The sequence below is a fragment of the Mesorhizobium sp. M2A.F.Ca.ET.046.03.2.1 genome, from assembly GCF_003952425.1.
Lineage (GTDB): Bacteria > Pseudomonadota > Alphaproteobacteria > Rhizobiales > Rhizobiaceae > Mesorhizobium.
The window spans coordinates 6,817,697-6,839,553 of sequence record NZ_CP034449.1 but is presented as its reverse complement, the minus strand read 5'-3'; the positions used below and the strand labels follow the sequence as shown (position 1 = coordinate 6,839,553).

General features: G+C 63.7%; 24 protein-coding genes. 13 read left to right on the top strand and 11 right to left on the bottom strand.

Features of this window, described 5'->3' with window-relative positions:
* Positions 1-203: 203 nt before the first annotated feature.
* Entirely contained in the window at positions 204-1,400 is a 1,197-nt protein-coding gene (opgC, locus tag EJ072_RS32845) for an OpgC domain-containing protein (protein ID WP_126082959.1), read from the top strand.
* A gap of 63 nt (positions 1,401-1,463) precedes the next feature.
* On the opposite strand, the gene EJ072_RS32840 is transcribed toward opgC, so the two are convergent.
* Positions 1,464-2,543 carry a LacI family DNA-binding transcriptional regulator gene (locus EJ072_RS32840; protein ID WP_126082958.1) on the bottom strand — a complete coding sequence of 360 codons (1,080 nt, stop codon included), beginning with the start codon at positions 2,541-2,543 and terminating at the stop codon, positions 1,464-1,466.
* A 175-nt stretch (positions 2,544-2,718) separates the two neighbouring features.
* Here EJ072_RS32840 and EJ072_RS36240 point away from each other — a divergent pair, with 175 nt between their 5' ends.
* Positions 2,719-2,862, top strand: a complete 144-nt coding sequence (locus EJ072_RS36240) for a hypothetical protein (protein ID WP_189342147.1) — start codon at positions 2,719-2,721, stop codon at positions 2,860-2,862.
* A gap of 58 nt (positions 2,863-2,920) precedes the next feature.
* Positions 2,921-3,058, top strand: a complete 138-nt coding sequence (locus EJ072_RS36235; protein WP_189342146.1) for a hypothetical protein — start codon at positions 2,921-2,923, stop codon at positions 3,056-3,058.
* Positions 3,059-3,073: 15 nt separating this feature from the next.
* On the opposite strand, the gene EJ072_RS32835 is transcribed toward EJ072_RS36235, so the two are convergent.
* Together EJ072_RS32835 and EJ072_RS32830 are read right to left on the bottom strand one after the other, a co-directional pair.
* Entirely contained in the window at positions 3,074-3,448 is a 375-nt protein-coding gene (locus EJ072_RS32835) for a DUF423 domain-containing protein (RefSeq protein ID WP_126082957.1), read from the bottom strand.
* 35 nt (positions 3,449-3,483) lie between these two features.
* Positions 3,484-4,731: an MFS transporter gene (locus EJ072_RS32830; RefSeq protein WP_126082956.1), complete on the bottom strand. Its 1,248-nt coding sequence runs from the start codon at positions 4,729-4,731 to the stop codon at positions 3,484-3,486.
* Positions 4,732-4,846: 115 nt separating this feature from the next.
* Here EJ072_RS32830 and EJ072_RS32825 point away from each other — a divergent pair, with 115 nt between their 5' ends.
* Both EJ072_RS32825 and EJ072_RS32820 read left to right on the top strand, forming a co-directional pair.
* Positions 4,847-5,512 (top strand): GntR family transcriptional regulator, encoded by a 666-nt coding sequence (locus EJ072_RS32825; RefSeq protein ID WP_126083826.1) that lies wholly within the window; start codon positions 4,847-4,849, stop codon positions 5,510-5,512.
* 115 nt (positions 5,513-5,627) lie between these two features.
* A complete protein-coding gene (locus EJ072_RS32820) occupies positions 5,628-6,599 on the top strand; it encodes a glycosyl transferase family 90 (RefSeq protein ID WP_126082955.1) in 972 nt (323 codons plus the stop codon).
* A 5-nt stretch (positions 6,600-6,604) separates the two neighbouring features.
* Here the strand turns inward: EJ072_RS32820 and EJ072_RS32815 are convergent, their stop codons facing one another.
* Complete coding sequence (locus EJ072_RS32815; RefSeq protein WP_126082954.1) at positions 6,605-7,648, bottom strand: aldo/keto reductase; 1,044 nt, start codon at positions 7,646-7,648, stop codon at positions 6,605-6,607.
* Positions 7,649-7,915: 267 nt separating this feature from the next.
* Between EJ072_RS32815 and ppk2 the strand changes: the two genes are divergently transcribed.
* Positions 7,916-8,836: a polyphosphate kinase 2 gene (ppk2, locus tag EJ072_RS32810; RefSeq protein WP_126082953.1), complete on the top strand. Its 921-nt coding sequence runs from the start codon at positions 7,916-7,918 to the stop codon at positions 8,834-8,836.
* A 231-nt stretch (positions 8,837-9,067) separates the two neighbouring features.
* On the opposite strand, the gene EJ072_RS32805 is transcribed toward ppk2, so the two are convergent.
* The 3 genes from EJ072_RS32805 to phaZ form a co-directional block, all read right to left on the bottom strand.
* Positions 9,068-10,258 (bottom strand): integrase core domain-containing protein, encoded by a 1,191-nt coding sequence (locus tag EJ072_RS32805; protein ID WP_126078595.1) that lies wholly within the window; start codon positions 10,256-10,258, stop codon positions 9,068-9,070.
* A gap of 123 nt (positions 10,259-10,381) precedes the next feature.
* Positions 10,382-11,026, bottom strand: a complete 645-nt coding sequence (locus EJ072_RS32800) for a dihydrofolate reductase family protein (RefSeq protein ID WP_126083825.1) — start codon at positions 11,024-11,026, stop codon at positions 10,382-10,384.
* Positions 11,027-11,193: 167 nt separating this feature from the next.
* A complete protein-coding gene (gene phaZ / locus EJ072_RS32795; RefSeq protein ID WP_126082952.1) occupies positions 11,194-12,402 on the bottom strand; it encodes a polyhydroxyalkanoate depolymerase in 1,209 nt (402 codons plus the stop codon).
* 108 nt (positions 12,403-12,510) lie between these two features.
* Between phaZ and EJ072_RS32790 the strand changes: the two genes are divergently transcribed.
* Positions 12,511-13,209, top strand: a complete 699-nt coding sequence (locus EJ072_RS32790) for a glutathione S-transferase (protein WP_126082951.1) — start codon at positions 12,511-12,513, stop codon at positions 13,207-13,209.
* 39 nt (positions 13,210-13,248) lie between these two features.
* Here EJ072_RS32790 and hemB read toward each other — a convergent pair whose 3' ends face one another.
* The gene (gene hemB / locus EJ072_RS32785; protein WP_126082950.1) at positions 13,249-14,280 is read right to left on the bottom strand and encodes a porphobilinogen synthase; all 1,032 of its coding nucleotides are present in this window, start codon (positions 14,278-14,280) and stop codon (positions 13,249-13,251) included.
* Positions 14,281-14,499: 219 nt separating this feature from the next.
* Complete coding sequence (locus tag EJ072_RS32780) at positions 14,500-15,321, bottom strand: DUF2066 domain-containing protein (RefSeq protein WP_126082949.1); 822 nt, start codon at positions 15,319-15,321, stop codon at positions 14,500-14,502.
* A gap of 90 nt (positions 15,322-15,411) precedes the next feature.
* Between EJ072_RS32780 and EJ072_RS32775 the strand changes: the two genes are divergently transcribed.
* The 6 genes from EJ072_RS32775 (at position 15,412) to EJ072_RS32750 (ending at position 20,452) form a co-directional block, all read left to right on the top strand.
* Entirely contained in the window at positions 15,412-15,960 is a 549-nt protein-coding gene (locus EJ072_RS32775; RefSeq protein ID WP_126082948.1) for an isoprenylcysteine carboxylmethyltransferase family protein, read from the top strand.
* A 110-nt stretch (positions 15,961-16,070) separates the two neighbouring features.
* On the top strand, positions 16,071-17,114 hold the full coding sequence (locus EJ072_RS32770) for an enoyl-CoA hydratase/isomerase family protein (RefSeq protein ID WP_126082947.1): 1,044 nt from the start codon (positions 16,071-16,073) through the stop codon (positions 17,112-17,114).
* Positions 17,111-17,533 (top strand): DUF6163 family protein, encoded by a 423-nt coding sequence (locus tag EJ072_RS32765; protein ID WP_126082946.1) that lies wholly within the window; start codon positions 17,111-17,113, stop codon positions 17,531-17,533. Before EJ072_RS32770 ends, EJ072_RS32765 begins: the two co-directional genes overlap by 4 nt.
* A 239-nt stretch (positions 17,534-17,772) precedes the next feature.
* Positions 17,773-18,288 (top strand): MarR family winged helix-turn-helix transcriptional regulator, encoded by a 516-nt coding sequence (locus tag EJ072_RS32760; protein ID WP_040983294.1) that lies wholly within the window; start codon positions 17,773-17,775, stop codon positions 18,286-18,288.
* A gap of 475 nt (positions 18,289-18,763) precedes the next feature.
* A complete protein-coding gene (locus tag EJ072_RS32755) occupies positions 18,764-20,017 on the top strand; it encodes a L,D-transpeptidase family protein (protein WP_126082945.1) in 1,254 nt (417 codons plus the stop codon).
* A 138-nt stretch (positions 20,018-20,155) separates the two neighbouring features.
* Positions 20,156-20,452: a hypothetical protein gene (locus tag EJ072_RS32750; RefSeq protein WP_126082944.1), complete on the top strand. Its 297-nt coding sequence runs from the start codon at positions 20,156-20,158 to the stop codon at positions 20,450-20,452.
* Positions 20,453-20,488: 36 nt separating this feature from the next.
* Here EJ072_RS32750 and EJ072_RS37150 read toward each other — a convergent pair whose 3' ends face one another.
* Both EJ072_RS37150 and EJ072_RS37145 read right to left on the bottom strand, forming a co-directional pair.
* Positions 20,489-20,713, bottom strand: coding sequence for a helix-turn-helix transcriptional regulator (locus EJ072_RS37150; RefSeq protein WP_281059503.1), 225 nt, complete (start codon positions 20,711-20,713; stop codon positions 20,489-20,491).
* A gap of 11 nt (positions 20,714-20,724) precedes the next feature.
* Positions 20,725-21,213, bottom strand: a complete 489-nt coding sequence (locus EJ072_RS37145) for a hypothetical protein (RefSeq protein ID WP_245467070.1) — start codon at positions 21,211-21,213, stop codon at positions 20,725-20,727.
* Between the last annotated feature and the right edge of the window lie 644 nt (positions 21,214-21,857).

Sequence of the window (21,857 nt, the reverse complement as noted above, 5' to 3'; positions counted from 1 at the left end):
CTCACATCCATTTGATTCCATGAGAGATTCGTTGATTTGCCGGCTTCAAAACGGAATATTTTCGCGCTCCGCGAAAGTTGATTGAACCAGGCGCATTTCAGTCCGTTTCAGCGCCGATATACCTCCCGCGGGAGGAATCGAAGCGGTGCGCCCCGGGGGTCGCATTGCTGGCTATGAACAACCAGCTTTGAGGCCTTTTGTCGATGACCACCCCTGTTTCCAACGAACGCGACAAGCGTATCGGAGAGCGCGACACACGTATCGACGTGCTGCGCGCGCTCGCGCTGCTCACCATCTTCGTCGACCACGTTCCGGGCACGGTCTTCGAGAATTGGACCTACAAGAATTTCGGCTTTTCCGACGCGGCCGAAGCCTTCGTGCTGATCTCCGGCATCTCGGTGGCGCTGGCCTACGGCACGAAGTTCAAGCCGGGCGGCCGCCTGCTCGCGACCCTGAAGATGTGGCGGCGCGCCGGCGTGCTCTACATCGCTCACATCGTCATCACGATGGTGGTGATCGCGCTGTTTTGCGCCGCCGCGCTGTTCGCGCACCGGCCGGAAATGCTGACCATGATAAACATCGAGCCCTTGATGAAGAACACGCCGCAGGTGCTGCTCGGCATCGTCACGCTCGGCCACCAGCTCGGCTACAACAACATCCTGCCGGTCTATGCGGCGCTGCTTCTGGCGGCGCCGGCTTTCGTGCTGTTCGTCAGCCATAGGCCGGTGACGGCGCTGATCGTGTCAGGCCTGCTCTGGCTCGTCGCCGGCATCTGGCAGATCGCGCCGCCAAACTACCCGGAGCCTGGCCTCTGGTTCCTCAACCCGCTGTCCTGGCAGTTCGTCTTCAACATCGGCCTTGCCGCCATGCTGCATGTGAAGCGGGGCGGGCGAATCCCGATCAATCCGTGGCTGCTTGGCGCCGCGGGCATCTACGTGGTCGGCGCGGCGATCTGGGTGCACAGCCCGCTCTGGGGCCAGATCACCTGGTTCAATCTGCCGGTGGTGATCGGCGGTTTCGACAAGACCTTCCTGTCGCTGCCGCGGCTGTTGCACATTCTGTCCATCAGCTACCTGATCGTCGCGTTGCCGGCTGTCTCCAACCTCTTCCGCGTCAGGCCCGACAATCCGCTGGCCATTCTGGGCAAGCGCTCGCTGCCGGTGTTCATCGCCGGCACGCTGCTTGCGATGTCGGCGCAGGTGCTGAAGCTGATCAACCCGGGCGGCCCGGCTTACGATACGCTGCTGATCGCGGCCGGCATCGCCATGCAGTTCGCGCTTGCGCTCTACCTTGAATGGCTTGCCGGTCTTGGGCCGTCCCGCGCCAAGGAAGCGCGCGGGGAGGCTCCAAGCAGGCCGTTCGGCGCGCAGCCGGTGCCGGCAAGGGCGGGAGGATACTGAAGCAATTTCAGGAGAAGTGCGGAGCGGTTTTCCGCTCGCAATTGCGCGACGCCGCAAGAGCGCTCAGCCTGTGCGGGCCGGGCCGGTCGAGGCTCTGACGATCAGTTCGACACCCATCGTCTCGCGCCGCACCGTACCGTCATGATCGAGGATCATGCGCGCGGCGCGGCGGCCGATCTCGGTGATAGGCTGGGCGATCGTGGTCAGCGCGGGCGTGCACAGCGCGCCGTCCGGCACGCCGTCGAAACCGACGATGGAGACGCCGCCGGGGACGTCCAGGCCCCGCGCTTTCAGCCAGTCGATGGCGATCAGCGCCATGCGGTCCGACATCGCCAGTATGGCGGTTGGCGGTTCGTCCTTGGCGAAGATCGCCTCGAGGCCGGCCCTGGTGCTTTTTTCGTCGTTCTCGGTCTCGTAGACCGGGATTTTCCTGGTATCGACACCGAAGCGGGCAAGCTCCTCGAAATAGCCGGCAAGTCGGTCGCGTGTGCCGGTGTAGACCGCGCCGCGCACGATGTCCGGCGTGGCGAAGCCGGTGCGGTTGTCTGCGAAGGCCAGAGACAGCACCGCGAACCGGCGATGGCCGAGCTCGGCCAGATGGCGCGCCGCGAGCCTTGCGCCCGCGACATTGTCGACGCCGATGGCCGAGACGGTCTCGTCCTGGAAGCCGAGCTCCAGCGCCACGAAGGGCAGCCTTCGCTCGCGTGTCAGGTCGACAAGGCGCGAGCCGCCTTCGATGCAGAACAGGATGAAGCCGTCGACAAGTGCGCTCTGGATGTTCCAGGCAAGCTTCTCCTGGTTGGCGGCCGACACCAGCGCGATGCCCGCGCCGGTGGCGTCGCAGGCTTCTGAAATGCCAGCCATCATGACGCGGGCGAAAGGATCGTCGAAGAAGTAGGAGAGGGGCTCCGTGGTGGCGACGCCGATGGCGTTGACTTTGCCGGCGCGCAGCAGCCGGCCTTTCGGGTCGGGACCGGCATAGCCCATCTGCTCCGCCACCGCCTTGACCCGTTCGCGCACTTCGGCGCGCACGATCTCAGGCCGGCTGAAGACATTGGAGGCCGTGCCATGCGAGACGCCGGCGGCCTTGGCGATGTCGGCCAGCCTGATCGGTCTTGCCTGGCCTTCGAGGAGTGATGCCATGTCGTTCCTCCGAATCCGGTCACGTCACGAACATGACCGCTGAATTGCTGCCGGTCATCTAACATTTTTGTTGGATCGATTCAAATTTCGGTTGACGGCGAGCAAAAGAAGTTTATGATTTGAATCGATCCAAGTTCCTGCTCCATGGTGGAGCGGATTTCGACAGGAGGATGCCATGCATCCGGTGAGCTATTTGTTCGAGGACATCTACCGCAACGACTGGGGCATCGCTTCGGCCGCTGTCAGCGAGAAGCGGCGAGGCAGGTCGAGCCCATGGCGCCGCAAGCCGCGCTTCCTCGTGGACCCCAAGCGAGGCTGACCCGCAGTTTTTTCCGCACCCGTATATTGGATCGATTCAAACCCAAGGAGAAGCAATCATGCATCCGATTGGTCATCTGTTTCAGGACATCTACCGCAACTATTGGGGCATCACGCCCGGGACCGAGCAGCCTCAGCGGACCCGCCGTGACGAACTGCCTGCGCGCGAGCGCAAGCGGCGAGCCGGCCGAAAATAGGCGCTGAAAAATAGCCTAATGCCGAGGGCGCCACAGGGCCGAGGCGGCGATCGCCACCCAGCCGGCGATCAGCAGCGTGCCGCCGATCGGCGCCGACATCGGGAACAGCCGCGATCCGAGAAAGTCGCGGGCAAGCAGATCGCCGCAGAACAGCAGCAGGCCCAAGAGCAGGACGAGGCTGGCGATCCTGAGGCAACGGTTGCCGCCGGCAAGGCCGATGGCAAGAAAAGCCGGCGCATGCATCAGGAGGAAATTGGCGGCAGTGCCGGTAAAGGTGCCGCCGCGATGCGCGGCGGCGGCCGACAACGCTACGCCCGCCGCCCCAACGAGGCCGGCTGCCAGCACGAGGACGCGGCTTCCGCTGTCTGATGCTTGCCCGGTGAGGCTCATCCTGGATGCTCCATGGCGGTTGGGCGGAAGTCCCATCAAGACTCGCCGGCCTCGATCAGCATATGCCGCGCCCGCCTCGATTGGACAATCCAGTTGTAGGCAGCGCCCAGCGCCATCAGCACCGCTGTGCCCAGAAGCACCGAGCGCATGCCGAAATGCCCGCCGACGAAGCCGCCGGACAGCGGCCCCGCGACTTGGCCGACATATTGCGCCGAGATTGCCAGGCCAAGCACGTTGCCACCGATCCCGTCGGGGATATTGTGCCGGATGACGCTGGTGATGCAGGGCAACAATCCGCCCAGCGCCAGGCCCATCAGGAAGCGCAGGCCGATCAATTGCCAGCCATTGGTGACGAAGGCCTGCGGGATAAGCAGCAAGGCCGAGACGGCAAGGGCGCCGACCACGACGTTCCAGTAGCCGACGCGGTCGGCGAGCTTGCCCAGCCAGGACGAGGACAGGATGGTGCCGAGCGCGGCCGCCGACATGACGACGCCGGCGACCATGGTCACTTTGCTCTGGTCATCGACGAGCTGCTGTACATAGACGGTGATGATCGGCTCGATCGACATGGTGGCGAAGGCGAGCAGCATACCCGTTGCCAGCATGGCGACGATCGGCCGTTTGTCGGGGATCTGCGACCAGCCGCTTTTCGGCTTCGCCGCCGAGGCGGGCTTGGGCGGCGGCGGATTCTCCTTGATCAGGAAAGTCGTCGCCAGAAACGCCAGGAAGATGACGCCGCCGGAGAGCAGGAAGGTCGCGCGGATGCCGATCAGCGGCGGCAGCAGGCCACCCAGCAGCGGTCCGACCAGCGAGCCGGCGGTGATGCCCGCCGCCAGCACGCCCAGCGCCCAGCCCGAGCGCTCCTTCGGGGTCTGCATCGCCACCAGGATCGTCGAGCCCGAGGAATAGCCGCCGGCAAAGCCGATGAACAGCCGCAGCAGCACCAGCTGCCACACGCTCTCAACCATGCCGGTCAGCGACATGCAGATCGCCATGCCGAACGAGGCGCGCACCAGCATCAGCTTGCGGCCGTAGCGGTCGCCCAGCCGGCCCCACAAGGGCGCCACCAGCGCGGCCGCGAAGAAGGTCGCGCCATAAGCGATGCCCGACCACTGCACAATCGCCGCGAGGCCTTCGGCGCCAAGCTGCTCGACGTAGAGCGGCAGGAACGGAAGCAGCAGCGTCATGGCGATGAGCGTGCTGAACGAGCCAGCGAAGCAGACCGCGAGATTGCGTCGCCAATGGATGTTGAAGCCGCTCTGTCCGGTTTCGCTGGGCGTCATGTCACACTTGCCACTGCTGGGATTGTTATGGATACCAATTTGGGATACCAAACCGGTATTCGTCATGGACCTGGCGTTTGCCGCTGTCAATGCGGCTTTGAAGATCGGACCGACAATGTCGCAGATGCAGAATGTTGAAAGGCAGCTTCGGGAGATGATCCTCGGGCTGGGGATCGGCCCGGGCGAACGTTTAACCGAGCGCTGGATCGAGAGCCGGTTCGGCGCTTCGCGCACGCCGGTGCGGGCGGCGCTGCTGCGCCTGGAAACGGAAGGGCTGATCGGCCGCGACGGCCGCGGCTGGACGGTGGCGCCGATCAACCTCGCGGAACTCGGACAGATCGCCGTCTACCGCGAGGCGGTCGAGGTCGCGGCGGTTCGCCTGACGGCGGCGCTCGAAGACCGTGGCGGCATCGAGTTGATCGCCGCGATGCTCGATTCCTGCGATGCGGAAACGCCGCGCGAGGAGTGGCATCGCGTCGGCCTGGATTTCCACATCGAGCTGGCAAGGCTTTCCGGCAACGAGTTCCTGTTGAGGGCGGTGCGCGATGCGATGACGAGGCTGTCGCGAGCGCGCTGGCTGGAAGTGCGGGATGAAAAGGCGCTCGGCCGCGCCTGGGCCGAACACCACGCCATTCTCGCCGCCGTCAGGAGCGGCGACGCCGAGCAAGCGGCTCAGCTGCTTTCCGCTCACATCGCCGGCAGCCGCGATCGGCTGGTCACCTCGCTGCATGACGATCGGCGCGGTCTGCGCGCAAGAGGGTTCGCGCTCGTCGCAGCGTAAAGTCTCGTGTGGCCATTCGCATTAGCAGGCTTGCAACATGGCCGGGAGAATGCTGTAGGAGACGAGGGGGATGAAGGCTGACTACCATTGACCATCTTGCTGAACTCGCGGACGCATGGCCACACTCGCTCGAACCGCCGCAAAGCTGTTCTACTATGCGCGTAATTTCGCGCGTGACCGCGCACCGCAGTCCCTGTTCCGCGACCGCCTGGCCAGCCGGCTCGATCAGGCCAGGCTTTCAGGCAAGACCGTTCGAGCGCGTCTGAACTATTATAACAAGCTGGAACAGCCGTTCGCGCCCAGTCCAGACGCGGTGGCCGTCGGCAAGCTGCCGACCGCTTCCAGCATGTATTATTACGATCTCAAGGAATTCGCCCGCTATTTCGATCCCGGCCTGCTGATCGATTTCGAATATGGCGATGTCGTCGGCATTCCGGAGGTGCCGAGGATCGTCAAGGACCGGCCCATCGGCGACGACAACGCCAATGGCGTGCTGATGAAGCTGAACAAGTTCCGCCACTTCTACATGCCACCCGACAAGCTGTCCTTCGCCGACAAGCGCCCGATGGTGGTCTGGCGCGGTCATCTCAACAATCCGCTTCGCACCCGCTTCGTGGAAAAGGCCGCCGACCTACCGTTTTGCGATGCGGGTTCCCACAAGCCCGACGCGCCGGATGGATACCGCAAGCCGTTCCTGAACATCGAGCAGCAGCGGCAGTATCGCTACATTGTCTCGCTCGAAGGCAATGACGTCGCGACGAACCTGAAATGGATCATGAGCTCCAATTCGCTCTGCCTGATGCCGGAGCCGACCTACGAAACCTGGTTTGCGGAAGCCAAGGTGGAGGCCAATATCCATTACGTGCCGCTCGAGCCTGATTTCTCCGACCTTGTCGACAAGGTGGCCCATTTCGAAAAGCATCCTGCCGAGGCGGCGCGGATAACTGCCGCCGCCAACGCCTATTGCCGCCAATTCGGCAATGAACAGGACGAGCAGGCGATCTCGCTGCTCGTCCTCTATAAATATTTCGTGTTGAGTGGGCAGATAAAGCCCGATCCGGAAGTCTGGCGCTTTATTGCCGACTGACTGTTTTAGGCATGCGAGCGGTCGAGCACCTTGTCGGCCGGCCCGAACCGGTCCCTGGCGGTGAACTGCTGGTGCCAGTAGGGATAAAGCACCGGCGGCCGGCTGACCGAGTCAAGTCGCTGGCGTTCTTCCTCGGAGAGCGACAGGCTGGCCGCGGCGAGGTTGTCCTTGAGCTGCGTCTCGTTGCGTGCGCCGATCACCAGCGAGCTTACGGCCGGACGGCCGAGCAGCCAGGCCAGCGCGACCTGCGCCCCTGAGATGCCGCGCGCCTTGCCGATGTCGGAGAGCACGTCGACGATGCGCCACAACCGATCCTCGTCGCGGATCGGCGGTTCCTTCCAGCCGCCGAGCTGGCGCGCGGTCGGGCTGTCGCGATGATATTTGCCGGAGAGCAGGCCGCCCGCCAGTGGACTCCAGACCAGCACGCCGAGGCCCTGGTCGACCGAGATCGGCAGCAATTCATACTCGGCCTCGCGTGCTTCCAGCGTGTAATGGATCTGCTGGGTGACGAAACGGGCCTGATGTCGGCTGTCGCTGACGGCAAGAGCCTTCATCACCTGCCAGCCCGACCAGTTGGAGCAGCCGATGTAACGGATCTTGCCCTGGTTGACCAAAGTGTCGAGCGCCGCGATCGTCTCCTCGACCGGGGTGAGGCCGTCCCACTGGTGAACGAAATAGACGTCGATGACATCGGTCCTGAGCCGCTTCAGGCTCTTTTCGCATTCGCGGATCAGATGGTGGCGCGATAGGCCCTCGTCATTGGGACCGGTGCCGATGCGCATGCGCGCCTTGGACGCGATCAGCACGTCGTTCTTGCGCTTGCCGCCAAGCGCCTCGCCGATGATCTCCTCCGACAGCCCGTTCGAATAGACGTTTGCCGTGTCGATGAGGTTGATGCCGGCATCGATGCAGGTGTCGATGATGCGCTTGGCTTCCGAAAGATCGGAGTTGCCCACGGCGGCGAACGGGCCCGTGCCGCCGAAGGTCATGGTGCCGAGGGTCAATGTCGAAACCTTCAGGCCGGAACGGCCAAGGGTGCGGTATTCCATGTCGGGTCCTCGCGATTTTGTTTTGGAGAGGCGCCGTGGCGGGCGCGGGAAAGAGGCGAGGGGATTTGTAGGACAATTCCAGCCGCTTGTCGCCCCGCTATCGATACGGGCCGATCACATATCGTCTATCATGCCCGGCTGTGGTCGCCTTGCAATAAAACCGTCATTGCGCCTCTGTATCTCAGTCGGCTTACGGAGTGGCGTGTCCGGGGCGGAGCCGCGGCGCATTCCGAAGCGATGATGGCTGACAGGCGACGGAGCTGCGCGATGAATGAAGTGAACCCGAATTCTGGGGCGAAGGACTGGCTGGAAGCCGAGCTCGAGGACACGCTCGACGAGGACTACGAGCTGGAGCTTTCCGAACCGGCGCTCTCGCTCGAGATCGCCAAGATCTACAAGAAGTCGCATCCGCCTTCCATCGAGCGGATGACCTACTTTCGCGAGCTGCTGAGGCTCCAGTCCGAGCTGATCAAGCTGCAGTCCTGGGTCGCCTACCACAAGAAGAAGCTGGTGGTGGTCTTCGAGGGCCGCGACTCCGCCGGCAAGGGGGGTGTCATCAAGCGCATCACGCAGCGGCTCAATCCCCGCATCGCCCGCGTGGTGGCATTGCCGGCGCCGACCGAACGCGAAAAGTCGCAATGGTATTTCCAGCGCTACGTGCCGCATCTCCCCGCGGGCGGCGAGATCGTGCTGTTCGACCGCTCCTGGTACAACCGCTCCGGCGTCGAGCGGGTGATGGGGTTTGCCAATGCGGATCAGGTCGAGGAGTTTTTCCGCGACGTGCCGGAATTCGAACGTATGCTGGTCCGCTCCGGCATCACGCTGGTGAAATACTGGTTCTCGATCACCGACGAGGAACAGCAGATGCGCTTCCTGATGCGCATCCACGACCCGATGAAGCAGTGGAAGCTGTCGCCGATGGACCTGCAGTCGCGGGTGCGCTGGGAGCAGTACACCAAGGCCAAGGAAGAGACCTTCGCCCGCACCAACATCAAGGAGGCCCCCTGGTTCATCGTCGAGGGCAACGACAAGAAGCGCGCGCGGCTGAACTGCATCGACCATCTGCTGCAGCAGATGCCGTATGAGGAGGTTCCGCACGATGAGATCACGCTGCCGGAGCGCGTCTTCAACCCCTCCTACGAGCGCCAGGTGCTGCCGCGCGAGCTTTACGTGCCGGAGAAGTATTGAGGCGCCCCTTTTTCCTTCTCCCCGTTCCACGGGGAGAAGGTGCCCGAAGGGCGGATGAGGGGCAGCGCCGGCGTGGGTGATTGAGCTTCAATTCGCAGCGTAGGCTTGAAGATCATGGATAGGCTATCGCCAATCTCGGGCCGGCAGCGCTGCCCCTCATTGCCCTGCCGGTGTCCAGCGGATAGATGGGTAACACTTTGAACCGGATACATAGGTAACAGTTTTCTCTCCCTATGATGCGGTCGCCGCAGCGCCAAGCGGTCGGCTTGGCGCGGCGCTGCGGCGAACCAGTTTCATGTGCTTCTCATCGATGAAGCCGAGCGGATGGGTGTGGAAGCGCATCGTCCACTCGCCATCCTCGGTCTCTTCAATGGCAATCGGTTCGCCGGCCAACGTGGCCGAGACATAGATCTCGGTGCCCCGCCATTTGACCGCGCCGTTCTGGCGCACGCCGCGCACCGCTGCCTCGGTCGGATAATCGGGTTCAGGGGCTGTCTTCGGCATCGGTCGGGTCGAGGGGCGGTAATGCTGTGCCGGGGTGTCCATGCCCAGCGCCTCGTGCGGACGCTCCTCATTGTAGCTGCGCCGGAAGTTCTCGAAGGCCCTGGCTTGAGCCGCTTTGTCAGCCTTCGGTGCATCGGCCATCGGCAGCATGGTCAGATGGAAACGCTCATGGCGCCCGTTCTGCTGCGGCTTGCCTGGCTGGATGCGCTCCAGGGCGATGCCGAGCTTAATGAAGCGCACTGCCAGCGGCGTCAGCCCTGTGACGCCGGCCGACGCAAAGGGTGGGCCATTGTCGCTTCGAATGCGATCCGGCAGACCGTTTTCCTCAAACAATCGCTCAAACACCGGCCACGCCTCCTCGTCGGCCGTCGAGCCCGTCGCCTCGAGCCCCAGCAGGTAGCGGCTCAATGCATCCATCACCGTCAATGGCTCGCAGCGCCAGCCGTCACGGGTCCGGAACCAGCCCTTGTGGTCTACCGTCCACACCGCATTCGGCGCCGCAGGCTCCGGCCATGGCCCATTGCCCACAGCCCGCCAGCGCCGGCGCCGGCGTCCCACAAGACCATGCCGCTTCAGGATCTCGCCAGCTGTCGAGACTGCCGGCCAGCCACAACTGGGCTCCGCCCGCTTCAGCCGCGCCATGATCTTCTTCGGCCCCCACAGCGGATGCGCTTCCTTCTCCGCCACGATCCGCTCCACCAGCTCGGCTGCCGTTGCTCGGCCGTGATCGAGCGGCGCCCGCAGCCGGTCGTGCAGGCCTTCCGGCCCGGTCTCCCGGTAACGCCCAAGCCATTTGTAGCCGGTCTTGCGTGAGATCTCGAAGGCCGCGCAAAGCTGCGTCATCGTCTCCTCGCCAGCTAGGCATTCAACAACAAAACGAAGCCGCTCATCCATGATGCCAGTCTCTCGCCAAACCATCGCCGGTCCTCCCGGCTGGCAAGAAAACTGTCACCCATCTAATCGGTCCATTCTGTTACCTATCTATCCGGTTCGGACACCGGGCATTTCTCCCCGTATAGTGACGGGGAGAAAGGGCTGTTGTCACACCCGTCCGATCATCACATGCGTGGCATCGGCGGTCGCCACCTGCCCGGTGCAACGGTATCCCAGCTTCAGCATGTCGAGTCCGGCAAACAGATGCTCGCCCGAGCCGAGCAGGAGCGGCGAGACTGCCAGATGCATCTCGTCGATGAGCTTCTCCTGCAGATACTGCCGGACAGTCGAGACGCCGCCGCCGATGCGCACATCCTTGCCGACGGCGGCTGCCTTCGCCTGTTCGAGCGCTGAGTGGATGCCGTCGGTGACGAAATAGAACGTCGTCCCGCCTTCCATCTCGATCGGCGCGCGCTTCTGATGCGTCAAAATAAAGGTCGGCACGTGGTAGGGCGGGTTGGGACCCCACCAGCCTTTCCAGTTGTCGTCCGGCCATGGACCACGGCTCGGCGCGAACATGTTGCGGCCGAGGATCCACGCGCCGACATTCTCGAAGCTGCGCACGGCAAAATCGTCGTCGGTATCCGTTGTCCCGCCTTCCTTGCCGATCATCTGGTAAAACGAGCGGGTCTTGATCATCCACTTGTGTAGATCTTCGCCGCCTACGCCGAGCGGGTTGTCGAGGCTCTGATCGGGACCGGCGCCGTAACCGTCGAGCGACAAGGTGAAAGCGTTAACACGCAGCCTGGACATCATTGCCTCCTGATCCAGTTGTAATTTGCAATCGGTCAACTGATAGCTTGACTGATTGCGAATTGCAAGCAGATGGGTAGCAGTATCGCGCTCGGCGGCACGATCCAGGTTATGGATTTGACGAGGAACTGGGCCCACGGCGCCGATTCGTTCGTCCGCGCGTCCCGCTATTCCATCGCCAGGATGAGGTTGCGCACCACGGGATAGATTTCGCGTTCCCAGCGTTTGCCGTTGAAGACGCCGTAATGGCCGACATTGGCCTGCAGGTGATGCCGCTTCAAATGTGGGCGCAGCGAGCGGCACAGATCATGCGCCGCCGAGGTCTGGCCCAGCGCGCATATGTCGTCGCGTACGCCCTCTACGGTGAGCAGCGCCGTGTGGCGGATCGCGCCGGGGTCGACCTTGCTGCCGCGGAAGGTGAACGCGCCTGTGGCAAGCTCCGCCTTCTGGAACACCCGGTCGATGGTCTCGAGATAGAATTCCTCGGTGAGGTCGAGCACCGCGAAATACTCGTCGTAGAAAGTCTTGATCTTCTCGGCTTCGGCGGTCTCGCCGGCCGCCAGATGCTCATGGAGCTTGCGATGCGCCGTGACGTGGCGGTCGCTGTTCATGGCCATGAAGGCGGTGAGCTGCAGGAAGCCCGGATACACCCGCCGCCCGCCGCCCGGGTGGCGCCAAGGCACATGCGAGATGACGTAGCTTTGGAACCAAGCCAGCGACTTGCTGACGGCGAATTCGTTGACCTCCGTCGGGCTTTCGCGCGGGTCGATCGGCCCCGCCATCAGCGTCATCGAGCGCGGCGTCGCCGGATGCCTGTCCTCGGACATGACGGCGACGGCGGCGAGCGCCTGGACGCAGGGCTGGCAGACCGCCAGGATATGCGCCCCCGGGCCGATCGCCTCCAGGAAACGGATGAGGTAGTCGACATAGTCGTCCACGCCGAAGCTGCCGGCCGACAGCGGCACGTCGCGGGCATTGGCCCAGTCGGTGACATAGACCTCGTGGTCGGCCAGCAGCGTCTCCACCGTGCCGCGCAGCAGCGTCGAGAAATGTCCCGACAGCGGCGCGACCACCATGACCTTCGGCTGGCGGGCGTCGATGTTCTTGGCAAAGCGCAGCAGTTGGCCGAAGGGCAGGGCGAGCGCCGTTTCGACGGCGACCGGCACCTCGCGGTGGCCGACCCTGACAGTCTCGATGCCGAAATCCGGCCGCGTATGGGTGAGCCTGAAACGGGCGATCATCTCCAGCCCGGCCGCGATGGGTCGTTTGGCGGAGTCGCCGAGCGCCATCCCGGCCGTCGCGGAACCCATCAGTTCGGCAAGCATGCGCGCCGGAGCTATGAGGTCGTCCTGGAGCTGGTAGGCCTGGTAAAGCATTGCGCCTCGTTCCGATGACAGCCCATCGTGCAGCGCAAAAAAGCTAGTGCAATTTATTTTGCATTGCGAGAGGATTGTTGCCGGCGAAAGGCTTGGAGGTTCCACGACATGGCCAAGGCGGGGAAGGCGAAGGCGGCGAGGCCGGAAAGCGCGACGACGGCGACGTTGACGATCTCGTCGAAGAACTACTCGTCCTGGTCACTGCGCGGCTGGCTGCTGTGCCGCATGGCCGGTTTTGAGTTCGAGGAGAAGCGCGTCGACATCGATGATGCGGAGCAGCGGCAGGAATTGCTGCTCCTGTCGCCGTCGGTGTTGGTGCCGCGGCTGACGCATGACGGCGTCACCGTATGGGATACGCTGGCCATCTCCGAATACCTGGCCGAGACGATGCCGGGCGCCGGCCTGCTGCCAGCCGAGCGCGTGGCGCGCGCCCATTGCCGCGCGGTGTCGGGCGAAATGCATTCGGGCTTCCACAATCTGCGCTCGGCACTGCCGATGAACCTCAAGGCGAGGCACAAGAGCTTCAAGATCTTTTCCGGCGCGCGGCCCGACGTGGAGCGGATCAAGGCGATCTGGTCGGAGTGCCTGGCGACCTATGGCGGGCCGTGGCTGTTCGGGGCATGGCCCACCATGGCCGACGCCATGTATGCTCCGGTCTGCACCCGCTTCCGCACCTACGCGGTTGACCTCGAAGCGCCACTCGCCGCCTACTGCGAGACGGTCTTTGCCTGGCCGCTGATGCGGGAATGGACCGAAGGCGCGCTCGCCGAGCCAGAGGAGATCGTCGAGCTCGACGTGGAATTCTGAAGGCTGATCAGTGGCGCCGCTGCTTGCCGGTTTGGCGGCTTACCCCTTCAACATCTCCGCCACGGTCGGCGCGAAATAGGTCAGCACGCCGTCGCAGCCGGCGCGCTTCAGCGCAAGCAGCGATTCCAGCATCGCCTTCTCGCCGTCGATCCAGCCATTGGCGGCCGCTGCCTTGATCATCGAATATTCGCCCGAAACCTGGTAGGCGAAGGTCGGCATCTGGAACTCGTCCTTGAGCCGGCGGATGATGTCGAGATAGGGGAGACCCGGCTTCACCATCAGCATGTCGGCGCCTTCGGCGAGGTCCTGCTCGGCTTCGCGCATCGCCTCGTCGGAATTGGCGTGGTCGATGTAATAGGTCTTCTTGTCGCCCTTGAGCAGGCCGGCGGTGCCGACCGCCTCGCGATAGGGGCCGTAGAAGGCGGAGGCGAACTTCGTCGCATAGGACATGATCGCCACGTCCTGGAACCCGTTGGCATCGAGCGCGTCGCGGATGGCGCCGATGCGGCCGTCCATCATGTCGGAAGGCGCGATGATGTCGGCGCCGGCGGCGGCCTGGATGACGGCCGCGGCCGCGACCTGCTCCACCGTCTCGTCATTGACGATGATGCCGTCGCGCAGGATGCCGTCATGGCCATGGCTGGTGAACGGGTCGAGCGCGGCATCGGTGATGATGCCGATTTCCGGCACCGCGTCCTTGATGGCGCGCGTGGCGCGGTTGATGACATTGTCCGGGTTGAGGATGTGCGAGCCGGTCTGGTCGCGCAGCGCAAGCTCGACATTGGGGAAGGTGGCGATCGCCGGAATGCCGAGCTTGGCGGCGCGCTCGGCTTCCCTCACCGCGAGATCGATGGAGAGGCGATAGACGTCCGGCATGGCGGCGATCGGCTCGCGTAGGTGCTTGCCGTCAACGACGAAGATCGGCCAGATCAGATCGTTGACCGTAAGCTGGTTCTCCTGCACCAGGCGGCGCGACCAATCGGCCTTGCGCATGCGCCTGAGCCGGCGGCTGCCGGTGATCTCGTCGACGCTGCGCGCGCCGGCAGGCTTTGCGGGGGTGAATTTGTTCATGGCCGAAACTCTCTTTTGCGCCGGCTTTTACCACGCGTCTTGGCAGCTGACCAATGCGACACGATTGTGCAAGGCTGAGCCTAATTCCTCGCCCCCGCTAAAAGCGGGGGAGAGGTGTCCGCGAAGCGGACGGAGAGGGGGCCTTCGTAGGGCGCTCCCCTCTCCGTCTCGGCTTCGCCGAGCCACCTCTCCCCGCTCGCGCGGGGCGAGGAAATGCACTTACGGCTGCCCGTGCCCGGACAGGACCTGCGCCGCGCCCCTGATCGCGACCCGAAAGGCCTCGTCGAAGCTGACTCCGCGCGCCTGCCAGCGATAGATCTTGCCGCGATCGGCCAGCCGCCAGTCGGCGATCCAGCCGAGTTCCTCGTCGCTCCACACGATCGAGCCGGCGAGCGCCCGGGCCGCTCCCGCTTTCTTCGCGAGTTTGTCGAGCCTTGCCATATCGGCTTCGGAAAGCGCCTTCTCATCGAGCCCGCCAAGCTGCCCAGCCTTTGGAAAGGTGACGCGCATCAGCAGCGGACCGGCGGCATTGGCGAAGGATTCGCGCATCGCGTTGCCGCGCTGCTCGTCTTGCGTCAGCACGAAGTGCCCAGCGCCCTGCTCGGCGGTCATGAAGACGGCGATCGTCGGCCGCTCGCCGGTCCAGGGCCTGCTGCCGAGCTGCGCGAGTAGCTTGTCGACCACATCCGGCTTGTAGAGGCAGGTCAGATCGTGTGGCCGGTCATGCGTGCCTTGCTCGTCATGGATCGGAATGCCTTCGAGCCGGTCGTGGTAGCGGAAGGATTGGACGAAATCGGCCGCCTTCTCGCGCAGCGCCAGCATCTGCGTCTTCTGCGTCAGCCGCTGATCGCCCGAGACCTTGACCAGCACCTTGTCGAGGCAATCCTTGAAACCGATCTGCCGGTTCACGTCTCCGGTTCCGGTGACGATCGTTTGCGCCTGGTAAAGCTCGGCGGGCGTCGCGGCGATGACGGGGCGACAGACGAAACAGATGGCGATCATGCCGATCACCATGGCCGCGAGGCGAGAAAATCCGGGCATGGCTTGCCGTCCGGTTCACAATGCCCATTTTCTAGCACCGGGTGCTTGCGCTCGCCAAGGCAGATTGCCGGCTAACCCAAGGAGCAAGGGATGGCCTTCATCTGGTTCATCTATGCCGCCTGGCTCATGCTGATCATCTTCCTGACCGTTCAGGCGATTGGCGTGAAGCGGGACACCGAGCCGCACCTGCTGCAGAGCTTCGGCTTGATGTTCGCCATCATCGCCGCCTTCCTGCTGCCGCGGCTGCCGATTTTCGACTTCGTCAACTTCGCACCCGTCGGCACGGTCCTGGGCGGCATCGGCGCCGCGATCACCATCGCGGGCATGGCGCTGTTGGTCTGGGCGCGGCAGGCTCTCGGTCGCAACTGGAGCCAAACCGTTTCGGCCAAGCAGGAGCATGAGCTGGTAAGGTCCGGTCCATACAGTCGCCTGCGTCATCCCATGTACACGGGCGGCCTGCTCGCCTCTATCGGCTCGGTGATCGTGGTCGGCGGCCCCTTCGTCTTTCTGTTGATCCTGCTCGGGGCGATTTTCATCTGGAGGGTCGGAGCCGAGGATCGGCTTCTGGCGCGGCAATTTCCCGACGAGTTCCCCGAATATGCGCGCCGCACGAACGCGCTTATCCCGTTCGTCTGGTAGTCTGCCCGCCGCAAGAGGCGCGGCCTGTCCCTGGTACTCGACAATTGACGTTGGCCCGGTCGCCGCTTAGCACTTCACCTCCCGCAGGCGCGGGGGAGGATTCTCTGACGATGGATTTTGGCGGCGGCGACGAGATCCGCTTCGAGCGGCTGGGCAGGGCGGGCGTGGTTACATTGACCCGGCCGAAGGCGCTCAACGCCGTCACGCACAACATGGTCAAGGCGCTCGGCAAAGCGCTCGATGCCTGGGAAGAGGATCCGGGCATCGGCGTCGTCGTCGTCAAGGCCGAGGGCAGGGCGTTTTCCGCCGGCGGCGATATCCTGCACATCTACGAGGCCGGCCGCGCCGGCAGGCCGCCTGTCGACTTCTTCGCCGACGAGTATCGGTTGAACGCCCGCATTGCGCGCTTCAAGAAACCCTATGTCGCGCTGATCGACGGCATCGTCATGGGCGGCGGCGTCGGCATCTCCTTTCACGGCTCGCATCGCGTGCTGACCGAGAACGCGCAGTTCGCCATGCCGGAGGTCGGCATCGGCTTTTTCCCCGATGTTGGCGCCAGCCATTTGCTGCCGGATCTCGGCGGCTCGTTCGGCATGTATCTTGGGCTGACCGGAAACCGCATCCGCTATGGCGACGCGCTGTGGTCGGGGCTCGCCACCCACACCATCAAGGCCGAGGACCAGGCCGGCCTGCTCGACGAGCTGGCGACGAGCGGCGATGCCAATGCGGAGCTGCGCGATTTCTTCGTGCCCGCCAAACGCGAGACCGAGCGGCAGGATCTGGAAGCGATCTCGCGTCATTTCTCGCAGAGCTCGCTCGCCGGCATCATCGACAGTCTGGAGCGGGCAGGGGCCGACGATGCTTTTGCCGCAAAGACGCTGGCGACGCTGAAGACCCGCTCGCCGACCAGCCTCAACGTTGCCTGGCGCCAGATCAGCGCCGGGTCGACGCTGTCGATGGACGAATGCATGAAGATGGAGTTCCGCATCCTGAACCGCATGCTGGCCGGCCATGATTTCTACGCAGGCATCCGCGCCGCCATCATCGACAAGGGCTCGACGCCCGCCTGGCGGCCGGCGAGCCTGGATGAGGTCAGTGCCGCCGACATCGACACCTATTTCGCCCCGCTCGGAGACAAGGAGCTCACCCTGTGAGCGAGGTCACCTCCAGGCGCGTGGTGCTGCAGCCCTCGACCACCGAGGTCATCTTCGCCTGGTTCCAGCGTGTGATCGCCGGCTACTGCCTCTTGTTCGGCATCCTCTACTGGATCCGCCTGATCGGCATCTATCCGGGCGAATTGTGGCGCTTCGACCTGATGCCGGTGCACTGGCAGGTGGCGGCGGCGACGCTTGCCGTCTTTTTCCCCTTCGCCGCGGCGGGGCTTTGGATGCTGGCCTCCTGGGGGCCGGTGATCTGGTTCATCTGCGCGGTGACCGAGACGGTGATGTATGCCGGCTTCCCCGATCTCTTTGGCCACCGCCTGCTGATCGTGATCTCGCACGCCAGCGTGGCGCTGCTTTATATCGTCTTCCGCGTGGTCATCTGGCTGCAGAAGCGCCAGCTCCGGCAGTAGGCCGAGGGCTGGTTTTCCGGGCCGATTTCGCGGCCCGTTTTGTCCCTAAATCCGTTGGCTAAATCTTTAGGTTAATTGTTCTTGCTCGGGTGACCGATCGTTAAGCGTCTTCCGAAACCTCTTACCGGTAAGCTCTTGTTAGCCCTGGCGTTTAAGTCGAATTTTATGAGTATTCGATAGTGTCGCGATCAAGGTGAAAAACAAAAAATCACCAAGGCGACAAACGAGAGGCAAAGACAATGATCAATTCGCGTCCGGCGGCGAAGACCGCAAACGTATCCGACGATCGCCGCGAGGCTATCCGTTCGCTGTACATGGAATCGCTGCAGCTGGTGGAGCGTCTGCACCGCCGTCTGCTTGACGTGATCAAGGACGAGTTCGACCGCAACGGCCGTTCCGACATCAATGCCATCCAGGCGCTGCTGCTCTTCAACATCGGCAATTCGGAGCTGACCGCCGGCGAGCTGCGTTCGCGCGGTTACTATCTCGGCTCGAACGTCTCCTACAATCTGAAGAAGCTGGTCGACCTCGGCTTCATCAACCACCAGCGCTCACGCATCGACCGCCGCTCGGTCCGCGTCTCGCTGACGCCGAAGGGCAACGAGGTGGCCGACGTCGTCGCGGGCCTCTACGAGCGCCATGTCGGCTCGATCGAAGCGGTCGGCGGCATCAACACCGACGAGTTCAAGCAGATGAACCGCGCCCTGCAGCGGCTCGACCGCTTCTGGAACGATACGATCGCTTACCGGATGTAGGCGTTCGAAGAACATCGAAGCCGCGCCGAAGAAGCGCGGCCTAGGGGAAAGAACATGGGGCCGGTGCCGAACGCGCCGGTCCTTTCTTTTTGCAAAGGCGGCATCCACGGTAATTTGACCATCGCTGCGCGCGTTGAAGCTCTGTGCCTGACGGGGAGGGGCGCAGACTTTACAAGGGCGCGCTCGTGTCGCTGCGATGCAAAAAAGCATCGCCCCCATTTCTTTCACCTCGCCCCCTCATGCAAATCGCGGGCCAAGGTCACGTTGCCGCCATAATCGCGGTGGAATGCGGATGACGGGTCAAGCTGCGGGCCTATGCCCTGCGCTCCTTGGAACCTGCGTGGCGGCAGCGCGTTTCTGGCGGCCGGCGAAGCGGGGTCATGGTTGGCGAATTGTTAAGTTTGCCAACCCTAGAGTGCGGACAAAGCCGCCCGGCAAGCGATTGAGCGAGAGCGATCAAACAAGAATGTCTGCCATGAGAACCAGCCGCCGTTTCTTTCTTACCGGAGCCTCCGCGCTCGCCGCGGCCGTGGTCGCCGGCCAGGCCAGCGCCCAGGACGTGATCGGGGATATCCTGAAATCCTCGACGCGCGGCAATTGGGACGACCAGTTCGACGCCCGCGGCAACGACACCAACAAGGTCGCCTCGACGCTGCCGATCTTCAGCCAGCAGACGGTGGCCTTCACCGAGCAGGCGGTGGCGCAGTACCAGAACATCGTCGCCCAAGGCGGCTGGGAACAGGTTCCGGCGACCAAGAAGCTGCAGCTCGGCGTCGACGACCCGGATGTCGTGCCGCTGCGCAAGCGCCTGATGGTCTCGGGCGACCTGCCGCAGAGCGCCGGCATCTCGACGGCCTTCGATTCCTATGTCGATTCCGCGGTCAAGCGCTTCCAACTCCGCCATGGCCTGCCGGCCGACGGCGCCATGGGCAAATACACCTATACGGCAATGAACGTCCCGGCGCAGATCCGCCTCGGCCAGTTGCAGACCAACCTGCAGCGACTGAAGGAAAAGGCCGGCACGCTCGGCAGCCGCTATGTGCTGGTCGACATTCCGGCGGCCCAGGTCGAGGCGGTCGAGAACGACCGCGTCGTGCTTCGCCATACCGCGATCGTCGGCAAGATCGATCGCCAGACGCCGATCGTGAACTCCAAGATCAACGAGATCATCGTCAATCCGTACTGGAACGCGCCGGTCTCGATCGTGCGCAAGGACATCATTCCGCTGATGCGGAAGGATCCCAACTACCTCAAGGACAGCCACATCCGCCTGTTCGCGCCGGACGGCAGCGAGGTCGATCCGATGACCATCGACTGGTCGACCGACGATGCCGCGAAATACCGCTTCCGCCAGGATCCGGGCAACAACAATGCGATGGCCTCGGTCAAGATCAACTTCCCGAGCCCGGACGGCGTCTATATGCACGACACGCCGCAGCAGAGCCTGTTCGGCAAGCTAATGCGCTTCGACTCGTCGGGCTGCGTGCGCGTCCAGAATGTGCGCGACCTCGTCACTTGGATCCTGCGCGACACGCCCGGCTGGGACCGCCAGCATTTCGAAGCGGCGATCAAGACCGGCGAGAACACGCCGATCAACGTGGTCAACCCGGTACCTGTCCACTTCCTCTATCTGTCGGCCTGGTCGACCGCCCCCGGCGTCGTTCAGTTCCGCGACGACATCTACGCCCTCGATGGCGCCCAAGAGCTGCAGATCAGCTCGGCTCAGTAAGCATTTGATCTTGTTTGCAAAAGCCGCCCATTGGGGCGGCTTTTTTGTTGCGGCATGAGGGTTCTGCAGCCGGCGCCGTTAACCTTCAAGAAGGATGCAACCCGATATAGGCTAGAAATAACAAGAGGGCGATAACGTATGCGTTGGCATATCAAAGCAATTGCAGTCGCGTTGGCCGTCGTTTTGGTTGCTCGATTTGCACTGTTTGACGACGCTGCGGAGTTCCGAAATTTCGCTGCATTGCTTATGCGGTACGGGCCAATGACTGTGGCGATCTGGGCGTTGGGGACTGTGCTTGCGTTGATAGCGATTTCACTGACGGCGAAACCCAAACAAGCGAGAGCCGTGTCGTTGCTGACCAGGGTAAACTACGTGTTGGTCGTAGTGCTACTTGGTGGCTCCATCGCCGCATTTAAACTCGGCTTCTTAGCGTAAATATTCGCCCGACCTGCTGGCCTCTCTGCCGAACTGCTATATCAGTCGCTGGTTCACCAGCCGCGCCACCGCTTGCGCGCGGTTGACGGCGCCGAGCTTGCGCCTGGCATTGTCGACATGGAAGCGCACGGTCGCCTCCGCGATGCCGAGGATCACCGAGATCTCCCAGTCGGTCTTGCCCTCGGCGACCAAAGCCAGGCTGTCGCGCTCGCGCGTCGTTAGCCTGACCGCCGTGGTCGGGGGCGGCGAGGTCAGGCTCATCAGCCTTTCCGTCAAGGCAAGGCCTGCCATGTGGATGGCGAACGCTTGTCCGGCGCAAACTCCCGCCGGCGAAAGCCGAGATGCAGCGAGGCGATCACGCCACCCGCGCCGTAAGAAGTGGCGCAGAGCGCGTCGTCGATATTCGCCTCGCTCAGCGCCTCCCAATAGGCGCCGTATTGCGCATCGTCGTGCGGCGCGAAATCGCTGAAGCGGTAGCTTGTGCGGCTCTCGCGGATCGCCCCCAGCAGCGGGTTGCATTCGAAGCAGACATAGTCGAAGGCCGGACTGCCGGGCCAGCCGCTCGGTGCCAGCCTGGTGATGAAGCCGCCGGCTGCCCAATGGCTGGCCGATGTCAGGATTGCCGCCGGCCTGCGGTAAAGCCTCGTCTGCAGATAGGAGGCGCCGAAATCTTCCATTGCCGCGAAGAGGGCCACGCTGGCGTCTTCGGCCGTGCGCGCCGCATACGCCGCCTCCACATGCGTCATCAATCGTGACAGCATCGTTCGCCCCAGTTTCAACCCACCCGGAACGCAGGGTTGCACGGGCCGTGCCATGCCGCAAGGGCAGGGGCGCTTCGTCTGTCAACCCCGCGTTTTCGAAAGGTTGATGGAGTTGGCCTCTCGCGTATCAGGAAAGACGCGGCGCCAGCCACACGCGCGCTTCTGCGGACCCGGCGCCCCTCTTCTGTATTTGCCACGCCGATTCCAGGACCTTGGCGTGGCGGCCGGCCACCCGGCGCCCCTTAGCAGCCTTGCGCTGACGCCGGGTGCCGGCCGGTTTTTTCGAATTTGGCTGGCGCTCCGGATATCGCGAGCCGCCGGATGCGCCCCGACATTGGGGGACGCTCTCGACCAAGCGCCGCGGCTGCGGCGAAAGAGCGGGCGTGGGCCGTCGGGGCGCATCTTCGCCTTGCTAAAATCTTCTGTGGCCGCTTCGAACGCTGCGCGCCGAGGCCCGCGAATCCGGCCGGATCGAGCTCGGAGTCAGGCTGGCCGGCATCGAGGCCGAGCGCGCCGAACTGCAGGCCATGCTGCGCCGCGGTGACATCAACTACCACACGGCGCGCAAGCTGTTGACCGAGATCACCTTCTCCGAAGCGATCCTCAAGGGCCGGGAACCGCGGGATTAGAACCAGGCGGCTTTG

Bases quoted from the DNA above. Each gene is read 5' to 3' on its own strand.
- opgC (WP_126082959.1), top strand. From the start codon at position 204: ATGACCACCCCTGTTTCCAACGAACGCGACAAGCGTATCGGAGAGCGC.
- EJ072_RS32840 (WP_126082958.1), bottom strand. From the start codon at position 2,543: ATGGCATCACTCCTCGAAGGCCAGGCAAGACCGATCAGGCTGGCCGAC.
- EJ072_RS36240 (WP_189342147.1), top strand. From the start codon at position 2,719: ATGCATCCGGTGAGCTATTTGTTCGAGGACATCTACCGCAACGACTGG.
- EJ072_RS36235 (WP_189342146.1), top strand. From the start codon at position 2,921: ATGCATCCGATTGGTCATCTGTTTCAGGACATCTACCGCAACTATTGG.
- EJ072_RS32835 (WP_126082957.1), bottom strand. From the start codon at position 3,448: ATGAGCCTCACCGGGCAAGCATCAGACAGCGGAAGCCGCGTCCTCGTG.
- EJ072_RS32830 (WP_126082956.1), bottom strand. From the start codon at position 4,731: ATGACGCCCAGCGAAACCGGACAGAGCGGCTTCAACATCCATTGGCGA.
- EJ072_RS32825 (WP_126083826.1), top strand. From the start codon at position 4,847: ATGTCGCAGATGCAGAATGTTGAAAGGCAGCTTCGGGAGATGATCCTC.
- EJ072_RS32820 (WP_126082955.1), top strand. From the start codon at position 5,628: ATGGCCACACTCGCTCGAACCGCCGCAAAGCTGTTCTACTATGCGCGT.
- EJ072_RS32815 (WP_126082954.1), bottom strand. From the start codon at position 7,648: ATGGAATACCGCACCCTTGGCCGTTCCGGCCTGAAGGTTTCGACATTG.
- ppk2 (WP_126082953.1), top strand. From the start codon at position 7,916: ATGAATGAAGTGAACCCGAATTCTGGGGCGAAGGACTGGCTGGAAGCC.
- EJ072_RS32805 (WP_126078595.1), bottom strand. From the start codon at position 10,258: ATGGTTTGGCGAGAGACTGGCATCATGGATGAGCGGCTTCGTTTTGTT.
- EJ072_RS32800 (WP_126083825.1), bottom strand. From the start codon at position 11,026: ATGTCCAGGCTGCGTGTTAACGCTTTCACCTTGTCGCTCGACGGTTAC.
- phaZ (WP_126082952.1), bottom strand. From the start codon at position 12,402: ATGCTTTACCAGGCCTACCAGCTCCAGGACGACCTCATAGCTCCGGCG.
- EJ072_RS32790 (WP_126082951.1), top strand. From the start codon at position 12,511: ATGGCCAAGGCGGGGAAGGCGAAGGCGGCGAGGCCGGAAAGCGCGACG.
- hemB (WP_126082950.1), bottom strand. From the start codon at position 14,280: ATGAACAAATTCACCCCCGCAAAGCCTGCCGGCGCGCGCAGCGTCGAC.
- EJ072_RS32780 (WP_126082949.1), bottom strand. From the start codon at position 15,321: ATGCCCGGATTTTCTCGCCTCGCGGCCATGGTGATCGGCATGATCGCC.
- EJ072_RS32775 (WP_126082948.1), top strand. From the start codon at position 15,412: ATGGCCTTCATCTGGTTCATCTATGCCGCCTGGCTCATGCTGATCATC.
- EJ072_RS32770 (WP_126082947.1), top strand. From the start codon at position 16,071: ATGGATTTTGGCGGCGGCGACGAGATCCGCTTCGAGCGGCTGGGCAGG.
- EJ072_RS32760 (WP_040983294.1), top strand. From the start codon at position 17,773: ATGATCAATTCGCGTCCGGCGGCGAAGACCGCAAACGTATCCGACGAT.
- EJ072_RS32755 (WP_126082945.1), top strand. From the start codon at position 18,764: ATGAGAACCAGCCGCCGTTTCTTTCTTACCGGAGCCTCCGCGCTCGCC.
- EJ072_RS32750 (WP_126082944.1), top strand. From the start codon at position 20,156: ATGCGTTGGCATATCAAAGCAATTGCAGTCGCGTTGGCCGTCGTTTTG.
- EJ072_RS37150 (WP_281059503.1), bottom strand. From the start codon at position 20,713: ATGAGCCTGACCTCGCCGCCCCCGACCACGGCGGTCAGGCTAACGACG.
- EJ072_RS37145 (WP_245467070.1), bottom strand. From the start codon at position 21,213: ATGCTGTCACGATTGATGACGCATGTGGAGGCGGCGTATGCGGCGCGC.